Origin of the sequence: Streptomyces sp. NPDC002779 (assembly GCF_042888685.1) — a bacterium.
GTDB lineage: Bacteria > Actinomycetota > Actinomycetes > Streptomycetales > Streptomycetaceae > Streptomyces.
In genome coordinates this window covers 495,750-508,738 of sequence record NZ_JBIAQC010000005.1, presented here as the reverse complement: position 1 = coordinate 508,738, position 12,989 = coordinate 495,750, and the positions used below count along the sequence as shown (strand labels likewise).

General features: G+C 73.3%; 12 protein-coding genes and 1 pseudogene. 7 read left to right on the top strand and 6 right to left on the bottom strand.

Annotated elements, in window-relative coordinates; translation table 11 throughout:
* The first annotated feature begins 87 nt into the window (after positions 1-87).
* The 4 genes and pseudogenes from dhaK to ACFYW5_RS17750 all read left to right on the top strand — a co-directional run.
* On the top strand, positions 88-1,080 hold the full coding sequence (dhaK, locus tag ACFYW5_RS17765; protein ID WP_389417918.1) for a dihydroxyacetone kinase subunit DhaK: 993 nt from the start codon (positions 88-90) through the stop codon (positions 1,078-1,080).
* A 47-nt stretch (positions 1,081-1,127) separates the two neighbouring features.
* Positions 1,128-1,727, top strand: a complete 600-nt coding sequence (gene dhaL, locus ACFYW5_RS17760) for a dihydroxyacetone kinase subunit DhaL (protein WP_389417917.1) — start codon at positions 1,128-1,130, stop codon at positions 1,725-1,727.
* Entirely contained in the window at positions 1,720-2,130 is a 411-nt protein-coding gene (dhaM, locus tag ACFYW5_RS17755) for a dihydroxyacetone kinase phosphoryl donor subunit DhaM (protein WP_389417916.1), read from the top strand. The genes dhaL and dhaM overlap by 8 nt, the downstream gene beginning before the upstream one ends.
* 59 nt (positions 2,131-2,189) lie before the next feature.
* Positions 2,190-2,282, top strand: a pseudogene (locus ACFYW5_RS17750) (3-ketoacyl-ACP reductase); the annotation flags it as partial.
* 7 nt (positions 2,283-2,289) lie between these two features.
* Here the strand turns inward: ACFYW5_RS17750 and ACFYW5_RS17745 are convergent.
* On the bottom strand, positions 2,290-3,000 hold the full coding sequence (locus ACFYW5_RS17745) for a glycoside hydrolase family 75 protein (RefSeq protein ID WP_389417915.1): 711 nt from the start codon (positions 2,998-3,000) through the stop codon (positions 2,290-2,292).
* A gap of 418 nt (positions 3,001-3,418) precedes the next feature.
* On the opposite strand from ACFYW5_RS17745, the gene ACFYW5_RS17740 reads away from it, so the two are divergent.
* Positions 3,419-4,417 carry a fibronectin type III domain-containing protein gene (locus ACFYW5_RS17740; RefSeq protein WP_389417914.1) on the top strand — a complete coding sequence of 333 codons (999 nt, stop codon included), beginning with the start codon at positions 3,419-3,421 and terminating at the stop codon, positions 4,415-4,417.
* Between the two features lie 242 nt (positions 4,418-4,659).
* Complete coding sequence (locus tag ACFYW5_RS17735; RefSeq protein WP_389417913.1) at positions 4,660-5,205, top strand: hypothetical protein; 546 nt, start codon at positions 4,660-4,662, stop codon at positions 5,203-5,205.
* Here the strand turns inward: ACFYW5_RS17735 and ACFYW5_RS17730 are convergent.
* The 4 genes from ACFYW5_RS17730 to ACFYW5_RS17715 all read right to left on the bottom strand — a co-directional run bounded on the left by ACFYW5_RS17730 (position 5,193) and on the right by ACFYW5_RS17715 (position 9,253).
* A complete protein-coding gene (locus ACFYW5_RS17730) occupies positions 5,193-5,750 on the bottom strand; it encodes a PadR family transcriptional regulator (RefSeq protein ID WP_389417912.1) in 558 nt (185 codons plus the stop codon). The genes ACFYW5_RS17735 and ACFYW5_RS17730 overlap by 13 nt on opposite strands.
* A gap of 32 nt (positions 5,751-5,782) precedes the next feature.
* Positions 5,783-7,798: an FAD-dependent oxidoreductase gene (locus ACFYW5_RS17725; RefSeq protein ID WP_389417911.1), complete on the bottom strand. Its 2,016-nt coding sequence runs from the start codon at positions 7,796-7,798 to the stop codon at positions 5,783-5,785.
* Positions 7,799-7,887: 89 nt separating this feature from the next.
* Complete coding sequence (locus tag ACFYW5_RS17720; protein ID WP_389417910.1) at positions 7,888-8,262, bottom strand: hypothetical protein; 375 nt, start codon at positions 8,260-8,262, stop codon at positions 7,888-7,890.
* A gap of 115 nt (positions 8,263-8,377) precedes the next feature.
* The gene (locus tag ACFYW5_RS17715; RefSeq protein ID WP_389417909.1) at positions 8,378-9,253 is read right to left on the bottom strand and encodes a hypothetical protein; all 876 of its coding nucleotides are present in this window, start codon (positions 9,251-9,253) and stop codon (positions 8,378-8,380) included.
* Between the two features lie 853 nt (positions 9,254-10,106).
* On the opposite strand from ACFYW5_RS17715, the gene ACFYW5_RS17710 reads away from it, so the two are divergent.
* Complete coding sequence (locus tag ACFYW5_RS17710) at positions 10,107-12,098, top strand: SpoIIE family protein phosphatase (RefSeq protein ID WP_389417985.1); 1,992 nt, start codon at positions 10,107-10,109, stop codon at positions 12,096-12,098.
* On the opposite strand, the gene ACFYW5_RS17705 is transcribed toward ACFYW5_RS17710, so the two are convergent.
* Positions 12,095-12,913, bottom strand: coding sequence for a putative protein N(5)-glutamine methyltransferase (locus ACFYW5_RS17705; protein WP_389417908.1), 819 nt, complete (start codon positions 12,911-12,913; stop codon positions 12,095-12,097). The genes ACFYW5_RS17710 and ACFYW5_RS17705 overlap by 4 nt on opposite strands.
* Positions 12,914-12,989 lie beyond the last annotated feature (76 nt).

Sequence of the window (12,989 nt, the reverse complement as noted above, 5' to 3'; positions counted from 1 at the left end):
TCCCCCGCACGTGACCTTCCTCGTCCCAAGGTCGATACTGCCGACAGCGGTCCGGAAGCTGTCTGCCCACCTCACCAGGAGGCACCCATGAGGATGCTCATCAACGTCCCGGAGACCGTCGTCACCGACGCCCTGCGCGGTATGGCGGCCGCTCACCCCGAACTGACCGTGGATGTCGAGAACCGGGTGATCGTACGGCGGGACGCCCCGGTGCCCGGAAAGGTCGCCCTCGTCTCCGGCGGCGGTTCGGGGCACGAGCCGCTGCACGGCGGGTTCGTGGGGCCCGGGATGCTGTCGGCGGCCTGTCCGGGCGAGGTGTTCACCTCTCCGGTGCCGGACCAGATGGTGCGCGCCGCGGCGGCCGTGGACAGCGGCGCGGGCGTGCTGTTCATCGTGAAGAACTACACCGGCGACGTCCTCAACTTCGACATGGCGGCCGAACTCGCCGAGGACGAGGGCATCCAGGTGGCGAAGGTGCTCGTCGACGACGACGTGGCGGTCACCGACAGCCTCTACACCGCGGGACGCCGCGGCACCGGCGCGACCCTGTTCGTGGAGAAGATCGCGGGTGCGGCGGCCGAGGAGGGCATGCCGCTGGAGCGGGTGGAGGCGATCGCGCGGCAGGTCAATGACAGCGCCCGCAGCTTCGGCGTGGCGCTCAGCGCCTGCACCACCCCCGCCAAGGGCAGCCCCACCTTCGACCTGCCCCCCGGTGAGCTGGAGCTCGGCATCGGCATCCACGGCGAACCGGGCCGGGAGCGGCGGCCCATGATGACCTCGGGCGAGATCGCCGACTTCGCGGTGCACGCGATCCTGGACGACATGGCCCCGCGCAACCCCGTCCTGGTCCTGGTCAACGGCATGGGCTCGACCCCGCTGCTGGAGCTGTACGGCTTCAGCGCCGAGGTCCAGCGGGTGCTCGCCGCCCGCGGGGTGGCCGTGGCCCGCACCCTCGTCGGCAACTACGTCACGTCCCTCGACATGGCCGGCGCCTCGGTCACCCTGTGCCAGATCGACGAGGAACTGCTGCGCCTGTGGGACGCGCCGGTGCGGACGGCCGGACTGCGCTGGGGCATGTGAGCGGGCGGCCCCCGGGTGTCAACGTACCTACCACGCAAGGAGATCTTGTGCTCGACGCCGACTTCTTCCGCCGCTGGATGACCGCGACCGCCGCGTCCGTCGCCCGTGAGGCGGAGCGGCTCACCTCCCTCGACTCGCCGATCGGGGACGCCGATCACGGCAGCAACCTGGTGCGTGGCTTCCACGCCGTGACCGCGGTCCTGGACAAGGAGTCCCCGGACACGCCCGGCGCGGTGCTGACCCTCGCCGGACGGCAGCTGATCTCGACGGTGGGCGGCGCCTCGGGGCCGCTGTACGGGACGCTGCTGCGGCGCACCGGCAAGGCGCTCGGGGAGGCGGCCGAGGTCGACGAGGCACAGTTCGCGGAGGCGTTCCGTGCCGGAGTGGACGCGGTGATGACGCTCGGGGGTGCCGCGCCGGGCGACAAGACGATGATCGACGCGCTGGTGCCGGCCGTGGACGCGCTCGGCTCCGGTTTCGCCGCCGCGCGGGCCGCCGCCGAGGACGGGGCCCGGGCCACGACACCGCTCCAGGCGCGCAAGGGGCGGGCGAGCTATCTCGGCGAGCGCAGCATCGGGCACCAGGATCCCGGTGCCACCTCCTCGGCCCTGCTCGTCGCGGCGCTGGCGGAGGCGAACGGTGAGTGACGACCGGCGGGTCGGGATCGTGCTGGTGTCGCACAGCGCCGAGGTGGCCGCGTCGGTGGCCGAGCTGGCGAAGAGCCTCGCGGGCGGCGGGACGTCGGTGCCGGTGGCGCCGGCGGGCGGCACCGAGGACGGCGGCCTCGGCACCAGTTCCGAGCTGATCGCGGCGGCGGCCGCGGCCGTGGACCAGGGGGCCGGGGTGGCCGTCCTCACCGACCTCGGCAGCGCGGTGCTGACCGTGAAGGCGCTGCTCGCCGAGGGCGACGAACTCCCCGACGGCACGCGGCTGGTGGACGCGCCCTTCGTCGAGGGCGCGATCGCCGCGGTCGTCACGGCGGCCACCGGCGCCGACCTCGCGGCGGTACAGGCGGCCGCGGAGGAGGCGTACACCTACCGCAAGGTGTGAACCTCCCGCACGGTGCGACCGGCGACGGGGTCTAGGCGATGCCCCGGGAGGCCACCTCCAGTGCCGGGGCCATCGTGTTCCTCGCCTCGGACGCGGCGAGCAACATCAACGGCGTGGTGCTGCCCGTGGACGACGGCTGGTCGGCGGTCTGACAGGCGGTCAGCCGCCGCGCGCGAACGTGCGCGCCAGCCGCTCCCCCACCGCCACGGCGGCCTCACGGTCCTCGATCGGGTCCACCCGGGTGTCCTTGAAGAGGATGTAGGTGACCTCGGAGTCCGTGCCGCCGCCGTGCGGGTCGGCGGGGATGCCGAGGGCCTCGGCGGCGGCGTAGGACGCCTCGCCGATGATGTCCCGCGGACCCACGTCGCCGACGACCGCGTACCGCACACGGTCCCGGTGCACGAGGGCGACCACCGAGCCGCCGCGGATCCCGTGGTCCCGGTAGTCCCAGATGCGGCTCGGCGTGGGCACGACGACGTACGGGAGGCGTTCGGCGTCCAGGTAACGGCCGTCGGACTGGGTGAAGGCGGTGGCGTCACTGAACCAGGGGTCGGTGCGGCCGTTGCAGCGGGGGCCCGGGCGGCCGTCGCAGTCGATGTCCAGGTCGGCCTTCCAGAAGACGGCGTCCGGGGTTCCGCAGACGGGGACCGTCGGGAAGCGGCCGTCGTCCGTGCGGTAGCGACCGCGGGAGATCTGGGCGCAGCGGCGCGTCTGGGCCAGCAGTTCGGCGGCGCGGACGTCGCCCTGGGGCCCCATCGCGGGCCGCACCGCCGGCCTCTCCTCGGCGCGCGGCGGGGTGGTGGTGGGCGAGGTGGTCGGGGCGAGCAGGGCGGCGCTTGCCGCGACCAGCGTCAGCGACTGGACACGCATGGATAAGGGACCCTCTCCGGGGGGACACTGACGAACACTCAGCCCAATCTGGTACCTGGCCGATCAAGGAGCCACCATTCGAGGGCCAGACGGGGTGTCCCGGCGCGCCCTTCGGCGACGGGTGGACCGAATCTCCGGCAGCGGCCGGGAGTCTGAGCCTGGGTCGGCCCGTCCTCCCGGCCGCGCACGGCCGGCGCGGCATCAGCGACGACAGCGGTCCGCGCCCCCGGCGTGAACTCCCGATTCCCCCGGGGGAGTTCAGCCGTCGAGGGGCCAGCATATGTAACTGCCGCGAACGGTCACCCCCACCGCCCTCTTGATGTGATCGCGTCAGTCACGCCATATTGGTCCGGACCATTGCCGTGCCGGCGCCGGGAGTGCCGCCGCGGCCCCGGTTCCCCCCACAGGAGGCTCAGCCGTGCGACGCGCTCCGGTCCCCGCCCGCCCGCACCGACGCGCCCTGTTCTGCGGCGCCCTCGCCCTGGTCGCCTCCTGCGGCGGGCAGGGGCAGGCCGAGCAGGTCCCGCTGCCCGGCGCGCCGAGGGGCGTCACGGCCGAGGCGGGCAGCGCGACCAGCGTGCACGTGATGTGGAACGCGGTGGCGGTGAGCCAGGGCATCGACGGTTACGAGGTGTATCGCGGCCCCACAAAGGTCAAGGACGTGCCGGGTGACGCACACATGGTGGACGTCACCCGGCTCCGCCCGTCCACCACCTACACCTTCACCGTGCGGGCCCGCGACGCCGACGGCCGCCTCGGACCGCCCAGCGAGAAGGTCCGCGCGACGACACCCGCCTCGGCCGCCCCGGACCGCGCGGCCCCGAGCGCGCCGGGCGGCCTCCGGGGCCGCGCGGTGGGCAGCCGGGCCGTCCAGCTGTCCTGGTCCCCGGCGAAGGACGACCAGGAGGTGGTGTCGTACGACATCCATCAGGGCGATACGAAGATCCACAGTGTGGGCGGGAACCAGACCGCGGCCGTCGTGACCGGACTGCGGCCGGGCACCCGCTACACCTTCACCGTCCGTGCCCGGGACGCCGCCGACAACCGCTCCGCGCCGGGCACGCCCGTCCGCCTGACCACCCCCGGCACCGACGACGGCCGCGGCACGGCACCGTCCGGCTTCCGCGCCACCAGCCACCGCGACCAGGAGGACGGGGCCTACTACATCGACCTGAGCTGGGTCCCGCCGCGCGCCGACGGCCGGATCACGGAGTACCAGGTGCACCTGGACGGCAAGCCCGCCACCTCGGTGGTGTTCGGTGGCGACGAACCGCTCGAGAAGGCCACGTACAGCTTCTACGCGGGCGAGGAGGCGGGCGTGCGCCACCGGGTACGGCTGCGGGCGCGGCTGCCCGACGGGACGTGGGGCGGCTTCTCGGTCGAGCGCACGGTCACCACGGGCGACGCGGCACGGTGAGCAAGGCCCGGCAATGGGCCGGACCCGGCACGGTGAGCGAGGCCCGGGCACCGGCCGGACCCGGCACCGTGAGCGAGGCCTCGCCATGGGCCGGACGATGGACCGCGTCACCTGCCCGGGTGCCGTCCGCATGCGCGTCGGGCCCAGAGGACGTTGGCTGACCCCGAGGCAGCACGGGCCTTTCCCGACCCTCGGCGGCGCAAGGGATGTACCGCCAACCGTGCCGCTGGAGGGCAGTCCACATGCGCAACACATCGCCAATCGTCCGCTCGGGGCTGACCGTGGCGGCCGTCGCCGCGCTTCCGCTCGCCCTGACCACCCCGACGGCCGGCGCGCAGTCCGGGATCTCCGTGAGCACCAGCGGCAACACGGTCTCGGTCACCACCAGCGCGTGCAGCCAGACCAGCTCCACCGGCAGCTGGGGCACCGCCTCGCTGCTCACCAGCAGCCAGGCCGACTTCGCCCAGGGCCGTCAGGTGGCGCTCTCGGGCACGACCACCCAGCAGTCGGCGGCCTGGTCGAGCGTCAGCCCGGGCACGTACACCGTCGTGGTGCAGTGCACGTTCAACAACCAGACCGCGGGCACCCAGGCCGTCGTCGTCTCCTCGGCCCCCACGCCCACCGTCTCCGCGACGGCCTCCCCGTCCCGCGGGGTCATGGGCGGCGTCGGCGGCGGCACCAAGGACTACGGCACGCTGACCCTCGCCGCGGGCGGCGGACTGCTGGCGATCGGCGCCGCGGCGACCGTCTGGTTCCTGCGCCGCCGCTCCAAGCCCTACCGCCTCTGAGGCTCGGCGCCGGGCAGCTCGGCGAACTCCTCCAGCGCGTGGGTGAGCCACTGGGTCCAGAAGGTCTCCAGATCGATGCCCGCCCGCAGCACCAGATGGCGCAGCCGGTCCTCGGGGCCGTCCTTTCCGGGCGGGAAGTCGCGCTCCTCGATCTCCCGGTACTCGGCCAGCTGCCGGGCGTGCAGGTCGAGATGGCGGCGCAAATCGGCCGCGATGCCCTCGGTGCCGACCACGGCCGCCGCGCGCAGCCGCAGCAGCAGCGTGTCCCGCAGCGGCTTGGGGTCCTGGGGGGCGGCGCTCCAGCGGGCCAGTTCGGCGCGGCCCGCCGGCAGGACCTCGTAGCTCTTCTTCTGGCCGCGGACGGGCTGCTCGGACGCGAGCGCGCGGATCAGCCCGTCCGCCTCCAGCTTTCCCAGCTCGCGATAGATCTGCTGATGCGTCGCCGACCAGAAGTAGCCGATCGACTTGTCGAAGCGACGGGTCAGCTCCAGCCCCGAGGACGGCTTTTCGAGCAGGGCGGTGAGGATCGCGTGCGGGAGTGACATGACGTCATCCTAGGGACGGCCCGGGACGGCCCCTACAGGGCCGCCGCGACCTCCGTGCCCTGCTTGATGGCCCGCTTGGCGTCGAGTTCCGCGGCCACGTCCGCGCCGCCGATCAGGTGCGCGCTGCGGCCCGCGGCCACCAGCTCCCGGTACAGGTCGCGGCGCGGCTCCTGGCCGGTGCACAGGACGATGGTGTCGACCTTCAGGACTGTGCTCTCCTCGCCCACCGTGACATGCAGCCCGGCATCGTCGATCCGGTCGTAGCGCACGCCCGGGACCATGCGCACGCCGCGGTGCTTGAGCTCGGTGCGGTGGATCCAGCCGGTGGTCTTGCCAAGGCCCGCGCCGACCTTGGTGGTCTTGCGCTGGAGCAGGTGGACGGTGCGCGGCGGGGCGGGCCGCTCGGGCGCCGCCAGCCCGCCGGGGCCGGCGTACGCCATGTCGACGCCCCAGTGGCGGAAGTACGTCTCGGGGTCCTCGCTCGCCTTGTCGCCGCCGTCGGTGAGGAACTCGGCGACGTCGAAGCCGATGCCGCCCGCGCCGAGGATCGCGACCCGCTCGCCGACCGGCACCCGGTCGCGCAGGACGTCGAGGTAGCCGACGACGCTGGGGTGGTCGACGCCGGGGATGTCCGGGGTGCGCGGGGTGACGCCGGTGGCGACGACGACCTCGTCGTAGCCCTCCAGATCGGTGGCCTCGACGGACGTGTTCAGGCGTACGTCGACACCCCGCGCGTCGAGCTGGTGTCGGAAGTAGCGCAGGGTCTCGTCGAATTCCTGCTTGCCGGGGACCTGGCGGGCGACGTTGAGCTGGCCGCCGATCTCGCCCCCGGCGTCGTACAGGGTGACCTCGTGGCCGCGCTCGGCGGCCGAGACCGCGCAGGCCAGACCGGCCGGGCCCGCGCCCACGACCGCGACCCGCTTGCGCAGCCGGGCCGGCGCCAGGACCAGCTCCGTCTCGTGGCAGGCACGCGGGTTGACCAGGCAGGAGGTGATCTTGCCGCTGAAGGTGTGGTCGAGGCAGGCCTGGTTGCAGCCGATGCAGGTGTTGATGGCCTCGGGCCGGCCCTCGGCGGCCTTCTTCACGAACTCCGGGTCGGCGAGCATCGGGCGGGCCATGGAGACCATGTCCGCGTATCCCCCGGCGAGCAGTTCCTCGGCGAGTTCGGGGGTGTTGATGCGGTTGGTGGTCACCAGCGGGACCGACACCTCGCCCATCAGCCGCTTGGTGACCCAGGTGTACGCGCCGCGCGGAACGGAGGTGGCGATGGTGGGGATGCGGGCCTCGTGCCAGCCGATGCCGGTGTTGATGAGGGTCGCCCCGGCGGCCTCCACGGCCCGGGCGAGGGTGATCACCTCGTCCAGCGTGGAGCCGCCCGGGATCAGGTCCAGCATGGAGAGCCGGTAGACGATGATGAAGTCCTCGCCGACGGCCTCGCGGACCCGGCGCACGATCTCGACCGGGAACCGCATGCGGTTCTCGTACGAGCCGCCCCAGCGGTCGGTGCGACGGTTGGTCGGGGCGGCGATGAACTCGTTGATGAGGTAGCCCTCGGAGCCCATGATCTCGACGCCGTCGTAACCCGCCCGGCGGGCGAGCCGGGCGGTGCGGGTGTAGTCCTCGATGGTCCGCTCGATGTCGGCGTCGGTGAGCTCGCGCGGCGGGAAGGGGCTGATCGGGGCCTGCAGCGGGCTCGGCGCGACGAGGTCCTGGTGGTAGGCGTAGCGGCCGAAGTGCAGGATCTGCAGCGCGATCCGGCCGCCCTCGCGGTGCACGGCGTCGGTGATCTGCCGGTGCTGCTCGGCCTCCGCCTCGGTGGTGAGCTTCGCGCCGCCCTCGTAGGGGCGGCCCTCGTCGTTGGGCGCGATACCGCCGGTGACGATCAGGCCGACGCCGCCGCGCGCCCGCTCCGCGTAGAAGGCGGCCATCCGCTCGAAGCCGTGCTCGGCCTCTTCCAGGCCGACGTGCATGGAGCCCATGAGGACACGGTTGGGCAGCGTGGTGAAGCCCAGGTCGAGCGGGTTCAGCAGATGCGGGTAACGGCTCATCGGGCCCCTCCGTGCGCGGCGTCGTCACCCCTGTTGTAGAGGACCGCGCACGGCTTATGCAACTAGTTGCACAATAGAAGAGACCCAGGTCACCGACTTTCCAGCCGTACGTGCAGCTCGCGCTCCTGATCACCGGAGGAGGTGCTGAGGTCATGCACCGTGAACAGGTCGTCCAAGGTGGAGCGGAAGCGCTCGATCGCCCAGTAGCCGCCCTGCACATCGGCCTCCACGGACGAGGACAGCCGCCCGTCGGGCCGCCGCTCGGCCGGGCGCGGGTCGGAGACGTCGAACGTGCCCAGCCACACCGTCGGCCGGGACTCGTGCCAGTCCTGCGGTACGTCGTCGGAGCACCGGTCCGAGTCGAAGTGCGCGCACAGGGCGTCGAACACGATCCGGGCATCCTCCTTGCTGCATCCGCTCAGTTCCACGGAAACGGATTCCGGGTGCTGTCGCTCAGTGTCCATCGTGGTCACTCCTCTCGAGGCCGTGCAGCGTCACAGCGCGGGTTCCCCCGCGACACCGTGTCGCACTCCCAGAAAAGCACCACATTCCGGGATGCACAGCCCCGAGAGGCCCGGCTCAGCCGCGGGTGAAGCGGTAGGTCTTGCTGTCGGTCAGGATGCAGAAGCCCGGCGACAGGACGATCACCCGCAGGCTGCCGGTACGGCGGTCGTAGTCGACGCCCTCCGTCTCGAAGGTGCCCGAGCAGCGGCTGCGCAGGGGGAGCTGGCGCAGGGCGGTGACCTGGCCGGTGACGTCGGTACTGCCCGGCTGGGCGGACAGGTCGATCCGGAGCAGCGGCTTGGTCACGCCGAACAGGGTCCCGGCCGGGTCGTCCGAGGAGCACAGCAGGGTGGTCGGACCGGAGAAGTCGCAGCCCTGCACGTCCCGTACGGGCCGGTCCAGGCGGACGGTGGAGACCTGCGGGAGGTTGACCGACGGGGAGGTGCTCGGGTTGGCGCCCGGGGTCGGGAAGACGAGCAGCCGGTTCATGGTGCCGTACTCGCCGGCCAGCATCCACTGGCCGGAGGGCGCGACGGCGACCCAGGAGTTGTTCAGCGCCTCTCCGGGGCCGAGCGTGTGCACGTACTCCGACCAGGCGCCGCCCGGTGCCTGCACCCGGAACATCTTCGCGGTGCCGGAGTCGGCCTGGTACGGCTCGATGTAATAGCCGTCGCGGGTGGCGTCCGGGTCGCCGACGTGGTTCCAGCCCCGGCTGCTCACGCCCAAGGGGATGGTGCCGATACCGGTGTAGCGGTTGGGACTGCCGGCCGGGACCTCCACGGAGGCCAGACCCTGGCTCTCGGTCAGCGGGTCGGCGCGGTCGGAGCCGACCTCGGTCCAGGTCTCGGCGGCGGACGCGGGCGGGGCGGCGGACAGGACGGCGGCGGCACTGGCGAGGGCGACGAGTCCGGTCAGGACGGCGTGACAACGTTGCCGGGCATGCAGGGGCATGGGCCGACTCCTCGATCGGGGGGGTGGGGTGCGGGTGCTCGGCGGACAGTGTGGCGCGCCGAGATGGTCATGTACAGACCAACAGCGGAACGGCAGTGGTCGTCTTCGTGGCGCTCGCCCGGACGCCCGGCCCCGTGTTGAGGGATGGTGGAGGTGAGCGACGCGAGAGGTCGCGGAGACGGTTGAGCGCGGTACAACTGGCGGAGTCGGCACGGGGGACGGCGTGCCGCGTGAAAGGGCGAAGGCGGTGCGTGGGATGACTGCAGCCGGATCTCCCGTGGCCCGGGACGACGAACCGCCACCGGGCGAGGAGCCCACGCGCGCCGCGGTGCCCCTGGCCGGGGGTGACGAGGCGGTGCGGGCCGTTACGCCATCCCTGGCAGGGGGTGACGAGGCGGTACGGGCCCCTGCGCCACCCGCGGGCGGGAGCGACGAGCCGGTGGGCGCCGCGCGACCCGGGGACCGCGGCGACGAGCCGGTGCCGGATGACGAGCCCGTGCCCGCACCCACGCCGCCCCTGGCCGGAGGCGACAAGCCCGCGCACGCGCCCACGCCAACCGCGGCCGGGGGTGACGAACCGGTACCGGATGACGAGCCCGTGCGCGCCGCCGCGCGACTCATGGGGCGCGGCGGCGAGCCGGTAGCGGGTGACCAGCCCGCGCACACCCCCACGCCACCCCCGGCCGGAGGCGACAAGCCCGTGCACACCCCCACACCACCCCCGGCCCGGGGCGACCAGCCCGCGCACGCCGCCGACCCACCCCCGGCCGGAGGCGACAAGCCCGCTCCCCCGGCCGGCGATGAACCCGTGCGGGGACCCGTGCGGCCCACCGGGCTGCTCGATGTGCTGGGCGTGGCCTCCGTCGTCCTGGACACCGACGGCCGGATCGTGCTGTGGAGTCCCCAGGCCGAGCAGCTCTTCGGCTACTCCGCACAGGAGGCGCTGGGCCGGTCCGCCGCCCGGCTGATGATCCACGAACAGCACTACGACCTGGTGGTGAAGCTGTTCGCCGATGTCCTGGAGACCGGCGAGAGCTGGGCCGGGGCCTTTCCGATCCGGCACAAGGACGGCAGCACCCGGCTGGTGGAGTTCCGCAACCAGCGGCTGCTGGACGACCTGGGTGACGTCTACGCGCTCGGTCTGGCCGCCGACCAGTCGACCGTGCGGCGACTGGAGCGGGACGTCGCGCTGTCCACCCGGATGGTCGCGCAGTCGCCGACCGGACTCGCCGTCCTCGACACCGATCTGCGGTTCGTCTCCGTCAATCCCGCGCTGGAGCGGATCAACGGCATGCCGGCCGAGGCGCATCTGGGCCGTACCGTCCCCGAGGTCCTGCCCGACCTGGACACCGACGCCCTGGAGTCCGCGGTGCGGCGGGTGCTGGACAGCGGGGCGGCGCTGGTCGACCAGGCCCTCGTAGGACGCACTCCGGCCGATCCTGACGAGGAGCACGCCTGGTCGGTGTCGCTGTACCGGCTCGAGGACGCGCTCGGCACCGTGCTGGGCGTGACCTGCATGGTCGTGGACATCACCGAGCAGCACCGGGCGCAGACCGAGGCCGAGGCGGCACGCCGGCGCCTCGCGGTGATCGCCGACGCGTCCACCCGTATCGGCACCACCCTCGACCTGGACCGCACGGCACGCGAACTGGCCGATGTCGCCGTCCCCGAGCTCGCCGACATCGCGGCCGTGGACCTGCTGGAGGCGGTGGTGGAGGGCAGACGCAGCATCCTCGGCCCCACCGAACCGGCCGTGATCCGCGCCCTGGCCGTCCAGGCGGAGCATCCGTCGGAGGCGCTCGATGCCGCCGATCCGCCCGGCCAGATCGCGCGGTACGCACCCGACCGGCTGGTCACCGAGTGCGTGCGCACCGGCAGCCCGGTGATGCTGGCCGAGGTCGAGCCCGCGGACCTGCCCCGCATCGCCCGTTCCCCCGAGGCCGCCGAGCAGCTGGCCCGCGCGGGGGTGCACTCCTATCTGGCCGTGCCGCTGATCGCCCGCGGCGAGGTGCTGGGCGCCCTCGACCTGAAGCGGATGACCAACCCCCTGCCCTTCGGGGACGACGACCTGCTGCTGGCCCGGGAGTTGGCGGCCCGCGCTGCCGTACAGATCGACAACGCCCGCTGGTACCAGAACGCCCGCAACACCGCCCTCACCCTCCAGCGCAGTCTGCTGCCGAGCCATCCGCCGATGACGGGCGGCCTGGAGGTCGCCTCCCGCTACCAGCCCGCGGGCGCCACGGCGGAGGTCGGCGGCGACTGGTTCGACGTGATCCCGCTGGACGGCGGCAAGACCGCGCTGGTCGTCGGTGACGTGATGGGCAGCGGGGTGAACGCCGCCGCGACCATGGGCCGGCTGCGGACCGCGACCAACACCCTCGCCTCCCTCGACCTCGACCCCGCCCGGCTGCTGGAACACCTGGACAGGACCACGGAGGGCCTGGACCAGGCCATCGCCACCTGTGTGTACGCGGTCCACGACCCGCAGCTGCGGCAGTGCAGGATCGCCAACGCCGGGCACCTGCCACCGGTCCGCCTGCGCGACGGCCACGCCCCGGAACTGCTCGAACTGCCCACCGGGGCACCACTGGGGGTGGGCGGAGTGGCCTTCTCCACCACCACCGTGTCGCTGGAGCCCGGCGACCGGCTGGTGTTCTACACCGACGGCCTCGTCGAGACCCGCCAACACCCGCTGGACGAACGCCTCGACGCCCTGCTGCGCCTCCTCGACGGCCCCGACCGCCCCCTGGAGGAGGTCTGCGACCTCCTGCTGCGCACACTGCACCAGCCCGACAACTCCGACGACGTCGCCCTGCTCATCGCACGGGTGGCGACGCCGGGTTAGGCCCCGGGCGGCCCTGGGACGGCCAAAGACACCGTGCCGAGCACGACTTGGGCGTACCGCTCCTCGCACACCGCCGGGCGGGCTGTCAGGCCGCCGCGGGTGAAGGCCTCGACGGCGGCCGCGGTCTGCCGCTCGCTCGTCTCGACGAGCAGGCAGCCGCCCGGCGCCAGCCAGCGCGCCGCCTCACCGGCGACCCTGCGCAGCAGGTCCAGGCCGTCGGCGCCGCCGTCGAGGGCGGTCAGCGGCTCGTGGTCACGTGCCTCGGCGGGCAGCAGGGCGACCTCGCCGGTGGGCACGTAGGGGACGTTGGCGGCGAGGATGTCGACACGGCCGCGCAGGGCCGGGGGCAGCGCCCCGAACAGGTCACCGGTGTGGACCTGGCCGCCGTACGCGGCGACGTTACGGCGGGCGCAGCGCACCGCGGCCGGGTCGATGTCGGCGGCGTGCAGGGCGACCGGGCCCAGCGCCGCGGCGAGCACGGCCCCGACGGCGCCTGAGCCGCAGCACAGGTCCACCACCACACGGGCCTCCGGGACTTGGGCGAGGGCCTGCTCGACCAGGAACTCGGTACGGCGGCGGGGGACGAAGACGCCGGGTTCGACGGCGATGCGCAGTCCGCGGAACTCGGCCCAGCCGAGGACCAGTTCGAGGGGTTGGCCGGCCGCACGCCGGTCCACCAGGGCGGCGAGCTCGGGCCCGGAGCCGGCGGTGGTCAGCAGCAACCGTGCCTCGTCCTCGGCGAAGACACAGCCCGCGGCGCGCAACGTGGCGACGACGGCGTCACGGGAGAGGGAAAGGGGAGACAGGAAAGACAAAGGGGGCCTCTCGGAATCCGAAGGGCGCTCCTCGGGTCACCGGCGAACGGCGACGGCACCGACGCGCGGGGAGAGC